This is a genomic window from Actinotignum sp. usb-actsch-213 (assembly GCF_059085665.1).
The window spans coordinates 40,375-57,990 of record NZ_JBHNSQ010000045.1 but is presented as its reverse complement, the minus strand read 5'-3'; the positions used below and the strand labels follow the sequence as shown (position 1 = coordinate 57,990).

Here is a 17,616-nt window from a genome sequence, read left to right as displayed (position 1 = left end):
ACCACAAACACCACCAAAACCGCGAAAAACCCGATAAAAGGCGCAGCACGCCCGGCAAAAATCGTCAATTACGCCGATATCCCCCTACTGATCCATTCGTGCACCGTGGTTCATAGATAGTGGCGGCGCTACCGTCACCGGTAACGCCGCCACTATTCATCACGCTTCATGTGTGAGCGCCGTCTTGACTTTGCTATTTACTCCGTAACGCGGATAACCGCGAGGTTTTTCTTGCCCTTGCGTAGCACCACAACACCCCCGGGAAGCACATCGCTGCTAGTCAGCACGTCAGACTCTCCGACTTTGCGATTGTTGATATTCAGGCCGCCGGATTTCGCGGTTCGCCGCGCGGCACCCAGACCCCGTTCTTGGCCCGTGGCCACGAAGAGCTCGGGAATGGAAGCTCCCAGGCTCGCGCTCGCCTGCGGCAGTTCCGCCACGGCGTCGCGCAAGGTATCCGCATCCAAAGCGGCCAAACCGTCACCGCCGAAGAGCGCGCGCGAGGCATTCTCCACTCGTTCTGCCACGTTCGCGCCATGCACCCAGGCCGTCACATCTTGAGCAAGTACGCGCTGGGACCGCCTTTCCTGGGGACGCTCCGCCACCGCGGTAGCCAGCTCCTCGATCTCTTCCCGAGTCCGGAAAGTAAAGACCTTGAGCATGTGCACCACGTCTTCGTCGGCAGTATTGAGCCAGAACTGGAAGAACTTGTAGGGACTGAGCATCTCGGGGTTGAGCCATACCGCACCGCCCTCGGATTTCCCAAACTTTGTGCCATCCGACTTGGTAATCAGCGGATTCGTGAGCACGTGCACCGACTCTCCTGTCACCTTGCGAATGAGATCCATTCCGCCAACGAGGTTGCCCCACTGGTCGTTCCCGCCAACCTCCAAGGTGCAGCCGTAACGAGTGAAGAGCTCAAGGTAATCATTGGCCTGGAGAACCTGGTAAGAAAATTCGGCGTAGGAAATGCCCTCGTCCGATTCCAGGCGCCGCGCCACGATATCCTTGGAAAGCATCGTCCCGAGCCGGAAATGCTTACCCAAGTCGCGCAGGAAATCAATCGCGGAAAGCTGCCCGGTCCAATCCAAGTTATTGACGAGCCGTGCCGGGTTATCTCCCTCGAAATCCAACAGGCCGCGCAACTGCCCGGCCAGAGATTCCACCCATTGAGCAACGGTGTCCCGTGAATTAAGCGTGCGTTCGGTTGAGGGGCGCGGATCCCCAATGAGCCCGGTTGCCCCACCTACCAGCACCAGTGGATGGTGTCCGGCCAGTTGGAGATGCCGCATGAGCTTCACCGCGACAAGGTGACCGTGGTGCAGAGAAGCCGCCGTCGGATCAAAACCGCAATAGAAGGTGACCGGACCGGAGTTCAGCGCGCTACGCAGCGCGTCAATATCCGTATGCTGGGCGATCAGCCCCCGCCATTCCAGTTCCTCAAGAACGTCCTTCACGTCTCGTGTCCTTCCGTTGTGATTCGCGCGTCACGGGCCTTTCCGTAACGTCACGTCCGGACGTTATCACGCCCGGTTTTTTCTTGCCACTATATTTTTACGACGACGACACATCGGTCGCGCTGCGGGCAAAGCCCTCCGCGAGCCCGATGAATTCCCGCGCACTGGCCAGCTGCTCCGCGACCCGCTCCGGGGCAGTGCCACCCGCACCACGTCGAGCTCCCACAGAGGCAGCCACCGTGAGTACTTCCCGGACATCCGGAGTGAGCCGCGCGTCGACGGAGCGCAGCTCGTCGTCGTCCATATCCCATAACTCAATGCCGCGCTCTTCGCAGAAGGCGACCGCGCGACCCGAAATTTCATGCGCGTCACGAAAAGGAACCCCGCCGCGCACCAACCACTCGGCGATATCGGTGGCGAGGGAGAATCCCTGGGGCGCCAGCTCGGCCATGCGCTCGTAGTTGAGCACCATGGTTTCCACCATGCCCGCTACCGCGGGGAGGAGGAGGTCGAGGGTGTCGATGGCATCGAAAACCGGTTCTTTATCCTCTTGCAGATCTCGGTTATAGGCGAGCGGGAGTCCCTTGAGGGTAGCTAACAATCCGGCCAGATCACCGATGAGGCGCCCGCTCTTGCCGCGGGTTAATTCGGCCACGTCCGGGTTCTTTTTCTGCGGCATAATCGAGGATCCGGTCGCGTACGCATCATCAAGTGTGACGAAGTGGAATTCGCGGGTATTCCACAGGATAATTTCTTCGGAAAGCCGGGAAAGATCCACCCCAATCTGGGCGCAAATATAGCTGAATTCGGCAACCAGATCCCGCGCGGCCGTGGCGTCGATGGAATTGTGTTCCGGGGCGTTAAAGCCCAGTTCTGCCGCGATTGCCGCAGCATCCAGCCCCAGGGTATTCCCCGCCAGAGCCCCGGCACCGTAGGGTGAATACGCAGCCCGCTTATCCCAGTCCTGCCAGCGCCCGATATCGCGCAATAACGGCCAGACATGGGCGAGCAAATGATGGGCCACCAGCACCGGCTGGGCGTGCTGGAGGTGGGTGCGCCCGGGCATCACCGCCTCGCCAGCGCGTTCGGCCTGCGAAACGAGGGCCCGCACCACCGTCAGCAGTTTTTCACTCAGGTACCGCGCCGCGTCGCGCAGGTACATGCGGATGAGAGTAGCGATTTGATCATTGCGCGAACGTCCAGCGCGAAGCTTTCCTCCCAGCTCCGCCCCGGCTTCGGCCAGCAGGGCACGTTCTAGAGCCGTATGCACATCTTCATCATCGGGGGAAGGCGTGAGTTCCCCGCTAGCCACCCGCTGCCCGAGCGTATCTAAAGCGGCGAGCATCGCGGCAAGCTCGGAGTGGTCCAAGAGACCTGCCTTGGCCAACGCCCGGGCGTGTGCGTGGCTCCCGGCAAGATCGTAGGGTGCCAAGCGCCAATCAATATGAGTCGAGCGTGAAAGTTCGGTCAGGGCGTCAGCGCTGGAACCGCTGAAGCGCCCACCCCATAGGGCGAGATGTTCAGTCATTGCACTATTCTAAACACGGTCACTTTCGTGCGGGAAGTTCAGCCGCTCCCCCGTGGAAAATTCCGTGCACCCGCCGGTATTCCACTATTCTGCTACGTCTTCCACAGGAAGTGCCACGTCAAAGCCCTGCGCTCCGATGGCTGCCAGGAGTCGCCCACGGCGTGCCACTGAGCCGCTCAGGCGGGTGGGTACGTACTCGGTGAAAGGCCCGACCGGCTTTCCGTAACGGATATCCACCCAGGGCGCGATAGCGGCGTCGTATTCACGCAGCGATTCCACCGCGGATTCCGGTTCCTGATAATGATCGGTAAAAACGCGCAGTCCGGCATCCATGCGCGGTTTGAGCTCGGGAATCCGCTCCTGATTGGGGTAGCCCATAATGAGGCCGATAACCGGGAACGTGAGTTCGGGCAGGTCCAGCACCTGGCAGATACGTTCGGCGTCGTTCAAAATAGAACCGAGGTAGGTGGTACCCAAACCGTGGCTTTCCGCAGCCACCACGGTGTTCTGCGCCGCGATCATGCAATCCGCAACCGCGGCGTTAAAAGCGTCATAGCTACGGGCCCCGGCGCCCTCGCCACCCTGCTCCTGGCATACGCGCCAGACACGGCGGGTATCCGCTACGAAAATCCACAATTCAGGTGCCTGCGCCACGTAAGCCTGGGTGCAGACTTCCGCGATGGCCTGGCGGCGGGCCGGATCCTGCACTCGAATAATGCTTGCGTATTGCATACCCTGCGAGGTCGCGGCGTGCAGGGCTGCCTGGATCAGGGCGCCAGTAAGTTCCTCTCCGAGCGGCCGGCCATCAAAATCACGAATGGTGCGGTGGTTAAGCTGAGTGCGCAGAGTCTCCTCCGCGCCGCTGTTGGCAGGACGCGTATCTTCTGAAGTCTTATGTGAAGTATCCATACGGGTATTCTCCCACGCTTGGGCCACGGCGCAAGATTCGTCACAACTGGAATTGGCGGGAAATGCTGCTATGCTGGCACCCGTACCGGGACTGCTGTCTCTGCTCGCTCGCCTCCGTGCGGGCTCTTTTTGTGCATGCGCCGGGTGTTCGGCTATTCCGCCGCCCCGTCGCTCACCTTTGTACACCACAGCATCGCAGAGTTACCGGAGCTAGGGTGCGTTCGTGTCACGGCTATATCTATGCCGCCAGCGTGCGCGTTGTTGTGAAGGATGGAATGGAAAATACGCGTTATTTCACGATTCCGGGTTCGGACCGAACGTATGACCGCAATAAGCTCCTCGTGGTGCTCATCGTTGCGCTCGTCATGTCGCTTATTCAGGTCAGCTCGGTTAATAATCTACTTCCCATTATCGAAACGGGTCTGAATGCCGGGCGCGGTGATATTCAGTGGGTGCTCTCCGGATATTCCCTAGCTTTCGGGCTGCTCTTGGTACCCGCGGGGCGCCTGGGTGATATTTTTGGCCGTTCTTCGCTGTGGATGATCGGGATGGCGGTGTTCACGCTCGGCTCGCTACTGTGCGGGGTGGCCAGTGACGCGTTTATCCTCAATATCGCGCGCGCCCTCCAGGGCATCGGTTCGGGGATTTTCTCTCCCCAGGTCACCGGCATGATTATGCAGTATTTCGACGGTCACGCCCGCGCGAAGGCCTTCGCCTATATGGGCCTGGCCATTTCTGCCTCGGTTGCCGTGGGACCGCTGCTCTCGGGAAGCCTCGTCCAGATCTTCGGGCCCGTGGGCTGGCGGTGGTCCTTTATTCTCAACGTCCCGCTCGGTTTGCTCGGTTTGGGGCTGGGTATTTTCTTGCTGCCGTTCCTGAAGGAACGGCGTGCTATTGGCGACGACGCCGCCAAGATTGACGCCGCCTACCGGGCAGAAATGGAACGCCGGGGCCAACCGGTCGGTCGCCGACGCGGGCATCACCTCGACCTCGACCCGGTAGGAATGACCCTGTTGGCTCTCGCCGTGCTCTGCCTCATGCTGCCCTTCATGTCCCACTTCGCCTGGCGCTGGGCGCTGCTGGGCGGTGGGGCCCTTCTCGGGCTCGCCTGGGTGCTCTGGGAGCATTCTTACGCGAACCGGGGCCGGATTCCCATGGTCAACCTACGCCTCTTCCGTATCGAATCCTTCAGTTTCTGCACCTCTATTACCGCCATCCAGTTCCTGGGAACCACATCCGTTTTCGTGGTGCTGGCCATGTATCTCCAGCAGGGCATGGGATTCAATGCGCTGCAGGCCGGCATGCTCGGCCTGCCCAATGCGATTGCCTCGGCCTACGCCTCGGTGTGGGCAGGGCGCTACGCGGTGGCTTGGGGCCGGCATATCCAGGCTGGCGCTTTCGCGCTCGCACTGGTATCGCTCGCCTCAAGTATTCCGTTGGCCGCTGGAATTGCCTATTCGGGGTGGAGCCCGTGGTGGCTTTCCCTTCCCATTTGCGTTTTCGGCTTCGGAATCGGCGTCATTGGTTCGGCCAATCAGACCCAGGCGATGATTGATGTTCCGCGAGCCCACGGCGGTACCGCGGGCGGGGTGCAGCAAACCAGTCAGCGTATTACCACCGCTATCGGCAATGCCATGGTGACCGCCATCCTCTTCGCTTTCGTCAACGAAGGTACCCCGCGCGGAGACGGTGCCTGGTTCACCGGTTACGCGGCTTCCATGGGGACCATCTGTTTTATTGTGGCACTCGCTCTGACTGTCTCGATTATTTTCATGCGCCGGCCCGCTTCGCCGGCGATGCTGCGCGCCCGCGAAGCGAAGTAACGCATTGTCAAGCACCAAATAAAAACGGGGCCGGGGTCATGACGACCTCGGCCCCGTTCTCGATACGGCTAAGTTGGCGTGCATCCTAAATACCTGTAGCTGCTCGCCGGGAACCTCGCCGCGCGAGCGAAACTTAGTTCGGTCGCGCTCACGCGCCTCGCTAGTTCAGCCGCGCGGGCGGGATAGCCACCCCGCGCCCGAAGGTAACATCGCGAGCGGCTGCAAGTTTCGCGGGCAGCCCGGTCAATTCGATGAAGCCCTTCGCGTGGGACTGGTCGAAGGAGTCACCGGCATCGTAAGTAGCCAAATTGAAATCGTAAAGCGAAGCCTCCGAGCGTCGCCCGGTGACGGTAGCGCGCCCGCCATGCATAACCATACGAATATCACCGGAGACATAACGCTGGGTATCTTCGATATAAGCATCGAGGGAGCGCTTAAGCGGGGAGAACCACTGGCCTTCGTATACGATATCCGCCCAGCGATCTGCGACCGTACGCTTGAAACGAGCTTGCTCGCGATCCATCGTCACGTTCTCGAGTTCCTTATGCGCGGTGAGCAGCGCCATGGCGCCCGGTGCCTCGTAAATCTCACGGGATTTAATACCGACATAGCGGTCTTCAACCACATCAATCCGGCCAATCCCCTGCTTTCCAGCCCGCTTATTGAGCTGCTCAATAGCTTGCAGCGGAGTGACTGCTTCGCCGTCGATCTTAACCGGAATACCGCCCTCAAAGGTGATAATCACTTCATCAGGCAATGGCGGGTAGGTCGGATCATCCGTGTAGGTATACACATCCTTCGTGGGTGCATTCCATAGATCTTCGAGGTATCCGGTTTCAATGGCTCGGCCCCACACATTCTGGTCAATGGAGAAGGGATTGTGGTGGGTCGTTTCAATAGGCAAATTATGCTTATTGGCGTAATCAATAGCGAATTCGCGGGTGAGCGCGAGGTCACGCACCGGGGACAGGCAGGCTAGATCCGGCCCCAATTGGGTAATACCGTTCTCGAAACGTACCTGGTCATTACCCTTTCCGGTACATCCGTGCGCTACCGTACTCGCCCCGAACTGCCGGGCCGCCGCCACCAGGTGCTTGACGATAACCGGGCGGGAAATAGCGGAAATAAGCGGGTAAGCGTCCATATAGAGCGCCCCGGCCTTGAGGGCCGGCATGCAGTATTCGCTGGCGAATTCATCGCGGGCATCGGCGATATAGGCTTCCACGGCCCCGCAATCGAGGGCGCGTTGGCGAATGGTCTCCAGATCCTCGCCGCCCTGGCCTACGTCCACGGCAACGGTGATCACTTCAGCTCCGGTTCGTTCCCCGATCCATCCGATAGCCACCGAGGTGTCCAGTCCGCCCGAATAGGCGAGAACTACCCGCTCCTTCGCCATTATTACTCCTTTTTCTCCCCCATTGAGAGGAGGTGTTGCCTGATCTCTACCGCGCGTTCTTCGCTACGGGCAATGACCAGCACGGTGTCGTCTCCGGCAACGCACCCGAGCACGCCATCCAAGCGCGCCCGGTCGATCCCGGCGGCGAGTAGCTGCGCGGCCCCGGGCGGGGTGCGCAACACGATCTGGTTGAGAGCACATTCGGCGCTGAGCAGTATTTCACGAGCCCACCGCGCCAGGCGCTCCCCGGTATCCATTGTCTGGTCAGCGATGCGATATGCCATCGATCCGTCCACCCGGATCTTAACAGCCCCCAAATCGTCTAAATCACGGGAGAGCGTGGCCTGGGTGACATCCACCCCGGCACGTATGAGATACTCCCGTAATTCGTTTTGGGAACCGATGAGATGAGCTTCCAGAATCGAGGCGATAAGCCCTTGGCGGGCGGTGCGACTCGAAGGAATTCCAGCGGTCACAATGATCCTTTCGCATCACCGGGAACGCGAACCGGCGGCCCGCGCTCCCTTGCATTATAATCATACGCGCCAATGCAATTTTTTGCATTACGCGCGGCGGGTGCCGGCCCGAGTCAGGCAGACACCCGCATTAATGATGCCACGGCGCGCGCAAAGTCTCGGTAGCGTTCCATTTCCGTGCGGAACGGAACCAGCACGCTATCGCGAACTTCGGTTTCGATAGCGGCGCGCGCCCGCGTGGTGACCTGACGTTGAACGCGTTGCGCCCCGTGCGTGCGTGCGATCCGCGCGCTCATACTTACGACGACGCCGCATACGGAACCGGCCACCAAGCAGATCAGGCTCGCCCGACGCAGCCCCAGCGGAAGGGTCACTCCCCCGGCCTCGGTGACGATTCCAGCACCAATTCCCAGGGCACCCAGCACCAGTGCGGCAAAAGCCAGCCACTGGATGGCAGCGGCGAAGCCCCACCAGCGCGGCCGGTGCCAGGCCTGGCTTTCCCGCGCGATTATCCGGGCGACGTTATCGGCGAGCCGCGCAGCTTGCCGGGAACATTCATCGCGTACCGCCCCGCGCCAGGAACGCGGGAGAAAACGGGTAACTTGGGTGGTGAATTCGGCCAAAGTTACCCGAGTGTTTTCCACGGCTCCGGGGCTAGCCACCGCCGCAACGCCGCCCGCCACATACGGCCTGGCACCCGTATCGGTAGGGACGCCCGAATGAGAAGTATCTCCCGCTGTGGAACTAGGCACAATATTCACGCCCGTTTCGTTCTCGCTACCGGGAAGGGCGCGACTGCCACGTCCGCGCAGCAGCGGCCAGGCGGTAGCGCGCCGTGCGGAGCTGCGGTAGTTGTCCGCGGCGTCCCGGGCTGCGGAACGCAGCCCGCCGGCCCGAGCCAGCCCGCTAACAAACTCATCCACCCCGGCAATATCGGTGAGGTCACGCGGATACCCGCCTTGGTCATTGAGGTTTTCTGTGAGCGCGGCGCCCACGGTACGCACATCCGCGGCGAGTTTTTCCGCCGCGGCTCTCTTCCCCGCCGCGATCTCCACGAGCGCCCCACGAATTTCTTCGACTCCCTGCCCGGTGAGTGCCGAGGCCGCCACAATATCCGCGCTCACGCCTTCGGTGACGAGAATACGCCCCAGATCCGCGACAATAGCTTCTTCATCACCAGCACCGAGACGATCAACTTGATTGATGACGATGAGGAGAGACGAATGATATTCACCCATCGCGGCCAAGAAGTCTTCGTGAACCACGGCATCCGCGTATTTTTGGGGGTCGAGTACCCAGATAACCACATCGGCTCGGGCAATAATACGCTCGGCCTGGACGCGGTGGGTATCCACCGTGGAATCAATATCCGGCAGGTCCACAAGCACCAGATTGGCGGTGGTATCGGGAGCTAGCTGGAGCAGCACTTTACGTTCGCGCACCCCGAGCCAATCGAGGACATCAGAGGCATGGCGCCCCGAGACTCCTAGAGGTGCGCGGGTGGCTGGACGGGTGGCGGCCACCCCGGCCACCTCCTGTCCCACAATGGCGTTAAGCAGGGATGACTTACCCGAGCCGGTGGCGCCTGCCAGAGCCACCACGGTGCGTTCAGTTCCTATCAGACCGCGCTGGCGCGCGCGGGTTAGCACATCGCGCGCCTGGGCACGCACCGACTCATCAAGGTAGGCACCACCCAGGTCGAGGGCCTGCTCCAGGTTCTTTAATCCAGTGGGGAGATCCATCCGCGCCTCCCTTCCGCGCTGCGCATCGCCTCATCTAGCTCATTCAGAGCATCCGTGCTGACTCCCAAGCGCGCGATTTCCTCTCGATAGGGTGCGGCCGTGGCCGCGAAGAACTCTTCTGCGCGCCCGAGGAGATCCTCGGTAGCGGAAGCGGCCATGCGGCGAACAGCGTCGTCGCCGAAAATAGCTTCCAAAACGCGCTGCGCTACCACGGCCGTTCCCCCGGCGATAGCTACTTCTCCACCGGTAAGACCGGCGGAGTGAGCAAAAACAACCAGCATGAGCGCGACGCCCACCGCGTTAATACCGAGGGAAACGACGCGTGCGGTGAGCTGCTTGGCGTGCCCCTGCTCGCCGAGCATATCCATGAGAGCGCGGCGCCAATCACGGACCAGGGCTCCGGCAGCGTCCCGGCGAGCCGCGCGATACCTGCCGGCTTCGATAGCCCCGCCCACCGCGGCAGCATGCCCGGCATCTCCCGCCGCGGTATCGCGCTCGGAACCGGCCTCCGCGCCTCGGGACTCAACCGCGAGAACTATTCCCGCACCCGCTGCGCTGCGCTCCAATTCGGTGGTAAGGCAAGTGGCCAGGCCGGCGTCCGCGGTGAGGAGCATATCGGTGAGGGAGTCTTCGATGGCCTCTCCCACGGCTTCTTCGCTCGCGTTCCGGCTAGCGGTTCGCCGCGAGCTCAGCCGATCACGCCAACGCGTGACACCTGCCTGCACAGCGCGAGCCCACTGCCCGCTGCCGAGCATCTCATGCCAGCGACGCAGCACTTCTCCGCGCAACACGGTACCATCCGCGATACCGGATTCTATACGGGCACGTGCCTCTTTCAGCGCAGCACTGACATCTGCGTCTAAGCGTTCGGCTTCCTCGATCTGTTCGAGATAAGAGTCGCGGGCCCGGGCGCAGGTATCGGCCAGGCTAGTGAGCGCCCCGGTGAGAGTTTGGCGCGCTACCGAGGCACGCGAACGTTCATCGCGGGCGAGCCCGGCGAGCCACTCACGCAGCGGAGCCACATCAGCCTCCGGAATGCCCGGCGCCCCCGGGTACTCGGTTATCACGAAGAGCGGGGCGCTTCCCAAACCGCGTTCCTCAAGCCTGCGGATCAAATCGGGGCGAATCGCCGCGGCATCCCCAACAGGAACCCTATTGAGGACAACGGCAATGACAATATTGCGCTCGGCTGCTTCATCGAGGAGGGCCCATGGAATCGCATCCGAATAACGCGCGGCGGTGGTAACAAAAACCCACAAGTCAGCCGCTTGGAGAAGCTGGCCGGCCAATCTACGGTTATCCCCCTCGACCGAGTCAATATCCGGAGAATCCACCAGTGCCAGGCCCCGCGGGACACGAGGTGATTCCACCAAGCGGATGTCACCGCTCGCTTTCGCCGCCCGCGCGCTACCAACCGCTGCTGCGCCGTCGCTCACAACCACCGCTGCGCCCTTGCCGGAACGTTCTGGCGCAAGCGCTGCGCCGTCGCCACTCAAACGAGCTAGCCCGGGGAAAATACGGTCGCCGGAAAACCATGCTTCCTCCCCGGGAGCGTGGGCGAGCACCGGGATCCGGGTAGTGGGGCGCAGCGCGGAGGATGGTGTCACCGATGCACCCACGAGGGCGTTCACCAGGGCCGATTTACCCGAGCCCGTAGATCCGCCCACCACGGCCACCAGCGGCGCATCCAGGGAGCGCAGGCGCGGGAGCACGTAGTCATCAAGCTGGTGGAGACCGTCGGTGCGAGCATCACGCCCGTCTGCCGCCCCCGGGGTGGGCAGTGGGAACCTCAGGTCTTCCAGTGCCTGGCGCACCCGCTCAAGGGAAAGCAGGCGACTCACGGCATAATCACCCGCGGGTAGCGATCTTCTTCCGGCGGAGTCCAGGTATCCGGGTCAGCGGGGACCTGGGTGCCCGAGCGCACATCACGAACCTGCTCGCCTTCCGCCGTTGTAAACCACACAAAGGGAATACCGCGCTTATCGGCCGCTTTAATCTGCTTACCGAATTTCGTGGCGTTATGCGAGACGTCCGCCGGAATACCGCGGGCACGCAAACGTGCCGCGATGGTGGAGGCATGGTGACGTTCGGATTCATCGTTGACCGCCACGTACACGGCCGTGGGAACCTTGCGGCTAGCGCGCAGCAGATCCTGGTGCAGGAAACGTGCGAGCAGGCGCGATACCCCGATGGACAGGCCCACGCCCGGATAGCTGCGATTACCGGCCGTCGCCAGGTTATCGTAGCGCCCGCCCGAGCATACCGAGCCAAGATCTGCGTGACCTTCCACCGTCGATTCGAAAACAGAACCGGTGTAGTAGTCCAGACCGCGTGCAATAGACAGATCCGCGCTGACCGAACCGGGTATGAGAGAGTTCGCTTCGGTGACGAGTGTTGCTAGTTCTTCCAGGCCTTCGTCCAAGAGCGACGACGACGCACCGAGCGCGCGGACTCTGTCTACGAAGGAGGCATCCTCGGTGGTGATACCCGCCAAGCTCAAGGCAAGTTGCGCCTGCTCCGCGCTTGCACCCACGTGTTCGGAGAGTAACTCGGTCACCACTTGCGGACCTACTTTGTCGAGCTTATCTAGGATTCGCAGGGTTTCCTCGGTATTTTCCAGCCCGATCGCTTCGTAGAAGCCCTGGGCGAGTTTACGGTTCGAGGCACGCACCCGCACCCGCGGGATGGGAAGCTTACTCAACGCATCAACCATGACGAGCGGCAACTCAATATCGTGGTGGAAGGCGAGGGAGTCCTGGCCAACCACATCAACATCAGCCTGGTAAAACTCCCGGAAGCGCCCGTCCTGGGGGCGTTCGCCGCGCCAGACCTTCTGGATTTGGTAGCGCTTGAAGGGGAAATCGAGTTTTCCGGCGTTCTCCAGCACGTAGCGGGCCAGCGGCACGGTGAGATCGAAATGAAGACCGAGGCCGGAATCCTGGCCTTCCTCCCCCTGGAGGCGGCGCAGCACATACACTTCTTTGGAAGTTTCGCCCTTACGCAGCAGCTGATCCATAGGTTCGACGGCGCGAGTTTCCACCCCCGAAAAACCGTGGAGTTCAAAGGTGGAACGCAGGGTGTCAAGAACTTTCTGTTCCACGATACGGGCTTGCGGAAGCCATTCGGGGAAACCGGAAATCGGCGCAATTTTCATAGGTACTATTCTTTCACTTCATCGCGATATAGGCGCGCAGGTACGGTGAGGCTTTGAGCTCGCGCGCCAGGGTGGAGGGTTTGCCGTGGCCGGGGAAGAAAATCGTGGAGCCGTCCACCTCGGCAACGATGGTGCGCAAGGAAGCACGCATCTGCGCATCGTTCCCGCCCGCGAGGTCGGTGCGGCCCACTCCGTCCCGGAAGAGCACATCTCCGGTGATCATGAAATTCTCCCCGAAACCCCAATCGGGAAGCTGCGGAGTTTCTGGATCCGCTTCGAAACGCCCCGAGAAGAGAAAAACTGTCGAGCCCTCGGTATGCCCCGGGGTGGCGATGGCGCGCAGGTGCACACCGGGAACCAGTTCCATTCCCTCCGCGTATATTTCTTCGGGAAGGGGCACGATCTTCTCCGGTTTCACCCAGGAACGCCCCCCGGTGGCAGCCAGGACGAGCGGCGCGTAAAAAGCATTGACGATCGGATTATCCAGCCGGTATGCGTCAGGCTCAGCGATAAAGCACGGCACGCTTGAGCCGGCCACCACCCCGGCATCCCACACATGATCCCCGTGCCCGTGCGTGGCCAGTACGGCACCCAGGCGCAAATGACGGGCTGCCAGGGTGCGTTCTACCCACGCGGCGCTGCCAGCTCCCGCATCAACAACCAGGGCAACCCGATGAGTAGGGTCGGCCATGATATAACAATTCGCCTCCAGGGCAGTATTGGAATACCGCAAGAAAATCATGCATTAACCGTATCCTTTCTCCCGATTTTTTCCTACTGGCACCCGGAATCCCTTTCTCCGTGGCACAATTGTGGTATACCGTAAGAATTAAAGTTGTCCCGCGGCGTGTACCTCACGCCTCTTTCTCCACAAGGAGTAACAATGTCCACAGCTCATCCCGCTCAGCCCGCTCCCGCGCCGCTGGATCCGGCCGCCGTCGCCAAAGCCCGTCCTTTCGGACGCGTGGACGACGAAGGGAAGGTGTGGCTTAAGGATGGCGATACCGAACGGGTCGTTGGCCATTACGCGGCTTCCGGCACCGAAGATGATGCCCTGGAATTCTATATTCGCCGCTATATTGACCTGGATACCCAGGTAAGTCTGGCAGAAACGCGTGCCCACCACGTATCCCCCGAAGAAAGCCGCAAGTCAATTGCATCCCTACGCAAGGAACTGGCCGAACCGGCCGCGGTGGGTGATATCGCGGCGCTGCGCACTCGCTTGGATAAGCTCGAAGAAGTCGTGGCCGTACGCGCGAAGGAATACGCGGCTCAGCGCGCCGCCGCCAAGGAAGCTGCTCTCCAGGAGCGAACCCAGATTGTGGAACGCGCTGAGGAACTCGCCAACGCGAATCCGCACACCATCCACTGGCAGAATACCCGCGCTGAGCTCAATGATCTTTTCGAAAGTTGGAAACGGGCCCAGCGCCAGGGGGCGCGCATTGATCGTCCCACCGAAGAAGCACTGTGGCGGCGCTTTGCTACTGCCCGCTCCACCTTTGATCGCGCCCGGCGCAACCACTATAAGGAACTGGATGTACGCCGCAGCCAGGTGAAGGCCACCAAGGAAAAGCTCATTGCGGAGGCCGCCGCGCTCTCCTCCTCCACCGATTGGCGGGAAACCGGGGATCGCTACCGCGAACTCATGGATGAATGGAAGCGGGCAGGGCGGGCCGGGCGCCGCGATGACGATAAGCTCTGGGAGCGTTTCATGGCCGCTCGCCAACCTTTCTACGACGCTCGGGATGCGCATTTCAGCCAGGTGGATAGCCAGTACGCGGAAAATTTGGCCGCTAAGCTCGAATTGGTGGCGGAAGCTGAAGCTCTCCTTCCCATTACCAATGTTGATGAAGCCCGCGAAAAGCTCCGTGAGATCGGGGAACGCTGGGATGAGATCGGCTTCGTGGCCCGCGGTGATATCGCCCGGACCGAGGGCCGGATGCGGGAAATTGAGGAAAAGATTCGCGCGGCGGAAAACGACCGCTGGAACCGTACCGACCCGGAAAAGCAGCAGCGTTCTTCCGGTATGGCCGCCCAGCTCGAAGCGCTTATCGCCGAACTCGATGAGGAAATCGCCCAGGCCCAGCAGTCCGGTGATGAAAAGAAGCTCACCGAGCTAAACGAAGCGCGGGCCGCCCGCGTGGCCTGGCTCGAGCAGGTAAATAAGGATCTGTAACTTTTTCCTACCTGTGGATAAATGCAAGCCGCTCTCCCCACCTGGTGAGAGCGGCTTGCATTATTTTATTCACCACCACACACTCTCGGTATGTATGTGGATGGGGTGCAGCGCCTGGATATTAACGCTGGCTTACTGGTGGAATACGCTCCCGGGTTAGTGTGCGCGGCTGATTGTGCCGCCTATGCGGCGCTGCGGGCTTCTCTTCTTGCGCAGGTACTGGGGCGGGATAGCATCGCCACCACGCTGAGCGCAATGTGGGTTTATACCGGTTACTGGCCCGCGGACCGGCTGATTCGGATCTGTAGCGTGCGAGCTAAGTCACGGACTATCCGCAAGCCGGCACCCGAGGAGCGCCAATCGATAGCCGGCTTGTGCTTAACCACGCTGCCGCGTACCATCACGGATATTTTTCGCCAGGAAGCGCTGGACGTAGCAATTACCTGTGCTCTGGAGGTGGCGCGGCAGCGCCTTCTAGAAGCTGATGGGTGGGAAGCGGCGGCAGAAAACCTGACCGGCCGGCACCTCGCCGCAGCGCGTGCGGCTGTGCATGCTATTGCCCAGCGCTAAGCACGGGAGCGACCAGGAGCTTCCGGCATTCAGCTCCGTGCCGTAACCGCGGCGAATCCGCGCTATGCACGCGGAGATTCCACCCGGCGCTGATTAGCGGGCTTGGAATTAGTCACCCGGTACGCATCGTACACGCCTTCAATCTTGCGTAGATCTGCCAGCACCCGAGCTAGGTGATGCGGATCGGCCATCTCAAAGGTGAAGGTATTCCGCACCATGCGTTCTTTCGTGGTCATCATATTGCCGGCCAGAAGATTCACCCCGTTATCCAGGAGCGCTCGGGAAATATCGGAGAGCAAGCCCTGCCGGTCGAGTGCGTCCACCTGGACCTGGATAACGTACACCGCTTCGGAATCATCAGCCCAGTGCACCTCGAGGAATCGTTCCGGTTGCTTTTGCAACTGCTCCACATTCGGGCAATCCGCGCGGTGGATGGACACACCCGAGCCGCGAGTCACGAAACCAACGATGGAATCGGGGGGAACCGGGGTGCAGCAGCGGGCTAGCTTGACCATAACATCCCCGGCTTCCATGCCCTGGACCACCACAGCGTTATCGGTGCTGGCCGTGCTCCGCCGCCGTGAAATACGGTTCGGAGTCACTGCCTCCGCGAGAGTTTCCTCCACCCCGGCCTGCCCGCCCTGGGAGGTAATGAGGTTACGCACCACCGTTTCGGGGGAGATATCCCCTTCCCCAATACCCGCGTACAGGTCATCGACGGAACTGCGTCCGGCCTCCCGCGCTACTTCCGCGAGTGTGTCATGGCTCATGAGGCGCTGGACGGGTTGGTTACGTTTACGGATGGCGCGGGCAAGCTTATCCTTGCCCTCTTCTACCGCTTCATCCCGGCGACTCTTCTTGAACCACACCCGGATCTTGGCGCGGGCACGCGGACTTGCCACGAAATCAAGCCAGCCGAGGGAAGGCCCGGCATCCGGGCTTTTCGCGGTAATAATCTCAACCGTATCCCCGGATTCCAGCTTGTGATCGAGGGTGACGAGACGATCATTCACCCGCGCCCCCACCGTACGATGCCCCACTTCCGTGTGGACGGCATAGGCGAAATCGACCGGGGTGGCTCCGGTGGGGAGCTCCATAACTTCCCCGGCCGGAGTGAACACGTACACCTTATTACCGGAGATCTCATAGGAGAGCGACTCGAGGAATTCTGCCGGGTCCGCGGTTTCCCGCTGCCAATCAACTAGCTGGCGTAGCCAGTTGAGCTGAGTTGTTTCTTCGTCGACTTTCGCGGTCCCGCCCCCCCGCTTGGTGGCATTCGGGTTTTCCTTATACCGCCAGTGCGCTGCCACTCCGTATTCCGCGCGCCTATGCATATCGTAGGTACGGATCTGAATTTCAAGAGAGCGGTTATCCGGGCCGATAACCGTGGTGTGAATCGACTGGTAGAGGTTGAATTTGGGGGTGGTGATATAGTCCTTGATCCGCCCCTGAATGGGCGTGAAAATAGTATTGGCAACGCCCAGCACCGCGTAGCAGTCCGGGATGGTTTCCACGAGTACCCGCACTCCCACGAGGTCATAAATATCTTCGAAGTCCTTACCCCGCAAAATCATCTTCTGGTAGATGGAGTAATAGTGCTTGGGGCGACCGGTAATCGTGCATTTAATATGGGAACTCTTGAGCTCCCGCTCCAAAATGGCCTTGATTTTCGCGATATACGCTTCGCGTTCCGGGGTGCGTTCTTGCACCAGGGATTCAATTTCGGCGTAGACCTCCGGGTACATGGTTTTAAAAGAGAGGTCCTCAAGTTCCCATTTAATGGAATTCATGCCGAGGCGGTGCGCGAGGGGCGCGTAGATCTCCAGGGTTTCATGTGCCTTGGATCGTGCCTTTTCCTGCGGCATGAAACGCCAGGTGCGGGCATTATGGAGCCGGTCGGCAAGTTTAATGAGAAGCACGCGGATGTCTTTGGACATCGCGATCACCATTTTGCGCACCGTTTCCGCCTGCGCTGCTTCTCCGTATTCGACCTTATTGAGCTTCGTGACTCCGTCCACGAGTAGTTCCACGGTGGAGCCGAAATTCTCCCGGACCTGCTCGAGGGTGTACCCGGTATCTTCCACTGTGTCGTGGAGGAGAGCACCCACGAGGGTATCCTCGTCCATTCCGAGTTCGGCGAGGATGGTTGCCACCGCGACCGGATGCGTAATATACGGCTCTCCCGAGCGCCGCTTCTGGCCACGGTGGCATTCCTCCGCCACGTTATACGCCCGGATAATGCGTTCCTTATCGACATTACCCAGGGCGCGCATAAGGGGTTCCAGGGCATCAGGAACCTGGCTGGCCGTGCGTCCGGTCAACCACGATAGCCGCGATAGTACCCGCGGACCCTGCGATTCCGACATGCCCCACTCCCCTCTTGCG

General features: G+C 60.9%; 13 protein-coding genes. 3 read left to right on the top strand and 10 right to left on the bottom strand.

Annotated elements, in window-relative coordinates; genetic code table 11:
• Positions 1-197: 197 nt before the first annotated feature.
• The 3 genes from tyrS to AC5RK6_RS05370 form a co-directional block, all read right to left on the bottom strand.
• Positions 198-1,457, bottom strand: coding sequence for a tyrosine--tRNA ligase (tyrS, locus tag AC5RK6_RS05380; RefSeq protein ID WP_320757448.1), 1,260 nt, complete (start codon positions 1,455-1,457; stop codon positions 198-200).
• A gap of 97 nt (positions 1,458-1,554) precedes the next feature.
• Complete coding sequence (argH, locus tag AC5RK6_RS05375) at positions 1,555-2,985, bottom strand: argininosuccinate lyase (RefSeq protein WP_320757449.1); 1,431 nt, start codon at positions 2,983-2,985, stop codon at positions 1,555-1,557.
• A gap of 84 nt (positions 2,986-3,069) precedes the next feature.
• Complete coding sequence (locus tag AC5RK6_RS05370) at positions 3,070-3,894, bottom strand: nitroreductase family protein (RefSeq protein ID WP_320757450.1); 825 nt, start codon at positions 3,892-3,894, stop codon at positions 3,070-3,072.
• A 275-nt stretch (positions 3,895-4,169) separates the two neighbouring features.
• Here AC5RK6_RS05370 and AC5RK6_RS05365 point away from each other — a divergent pair, with 275 nt between their 5' ends.
• Positions 4,170-5,717 (top strand): MFS transporter, encoded by a 1,548-nt coding sequence (locus tag AC5RK6_RS05365; RefSeq protein WP_320757451.1) that lies wholly within the window; start codon positions 4,170-4,172, stop codon positions 5,715-5,717.
• Positions 5,718-5,877: 160 nt separating this feature from the next.
• On the opposite strand, the gene AC5RK6_RS05360 is transcribed toward AC5RK6_RS05365, so the two are convergent.
• The 6 genes from AC5RK6_RS05360 to AC5RK6_RS05335 all read right to left on the bottom strand — a co-directional run bounded on the left by AC5RK6_RS05360 (position 5,878) and on the right by AC5RK6_RS05335 (position 13,227).
• Positions 5,878-7,113, bottom strand: a complete 1,236-nt coding sequence (locus AC5RK6_RS05360) for an argininosuccinate synthase (protein WP_016442686.1) — start codon at positions 7,111-7,113, stop codon at positions 5,878-5,880.
• A 2-nt stretch (positions 7,114-7,115) separates the two neighbouring features.
• On the bottom strand, positions 7,116-7,589 hold the full coding sequence (locus AC5RK6_RS05355) for an arginine repressor (RefSeq protein WP_126134839.1): 474 nt from the start codon (positions 7,587-7,589) through the stop codon (positions 7,116-7,118).
• Between the two features lie 113 nt (positions 7,590-7,702).
• The gene (locus AC5RK6_RS05350; RefSeq protein ID WP_320757452.1) at positions 7,703-9,331 is read right to left on the bottom strand and encodes a dynamin family protein; all 1,629 of its coding nucleotides are present in this window, start codon (positions 9,329-9,331) and stop codon (positions 7,703-7,705) included.
• Entirely contained in the window at positions 9,310-11,172 is a 1,863-nt protein-coding gene (locus AC5RK6_RS05345; RefSeq protein ID WP_320757453.1) for a dynamin family protein, read from the bottom strand. Before AC5RK6_RS05345 ends, AC5RK6_RS05350 begins: the two co-directional genes overlap by 22 nt.
• On the bottom strand, positions 11,169-12,485 hold the full coding sequence (gene hisS, locus AC5RK6_RS05340) for a histidine--tRNA ligase (protein WP_016442682.1): 1,317 nt from the start codon (positions 12,483-12,485) through the stop codon (positions 11,169-11,171). The genes AC5RK6_RS05345 and hisS overlap by 4 nt, the downstream gene beginning before the upstream one ends.
• A 13-nt stretch (positions 12,486-12,498) precedes the next feature.
• On the bottom strand, positions 12,499-13,227 hold the full coding sequence (locus AC5RK6_RS05335; protein ID WP_320757454.1) for an MBL fold metallo-hydrolase: 729 nt from the start codon (positions 13,225-13,227) through the stop codon (positions 12,499-12,501).
• 141 nt (positions 13,228-13,368) lie between these two features.
• Between AC5RK6_RS05335 and AC5RK6_RS05330 the strand changes: the two genes are divergently transcribed.
• Together AC5RK6_RS05330 and AC5RK6_RS05325 are read left to right on the top strand one after the other, a co-directional pair.
• Positions 13,369-14,661, top strand: a complete 1,293-nt coding sequence (locus AC5RK6_RS05330) for a DUF349 domain-containing protein (RefSeq protein WP_320757455.1) — start codon at positions 13,369-13,371, stop codon at positions 14,659-14,661.
• A gap of 90 nt (positions 14,662-14,751) precedes the next feature.
• Positions 14,752-15,231, top strand: a complete 480-nt coding sequence (locus AC5RK6_RS05325) for a hypothetical protein (RefSeq protein WP_320757456.1) — start codon at positions 14,752-14,754, stop codon at positions 15,229-15,231.
• Between the two features lie 62 nt (positions 15,232-15,293).
• Here the strand turns inward: AC5RK6_RS05325 and AC5RK6_RS05320 are convergent, their stop codons facing one another.
• Entirely contained in the window at positions 15,294-17,597 is a 2,304-nt protein-coding gene (locus tag AC5RK6_RS05320; protein WP_320757457.1) for a RelA/SpoT family protein, read from the bottom strand.
• Between the last annotated feature and the right edge of the window lie 19 nt (positions 17,598-17,616).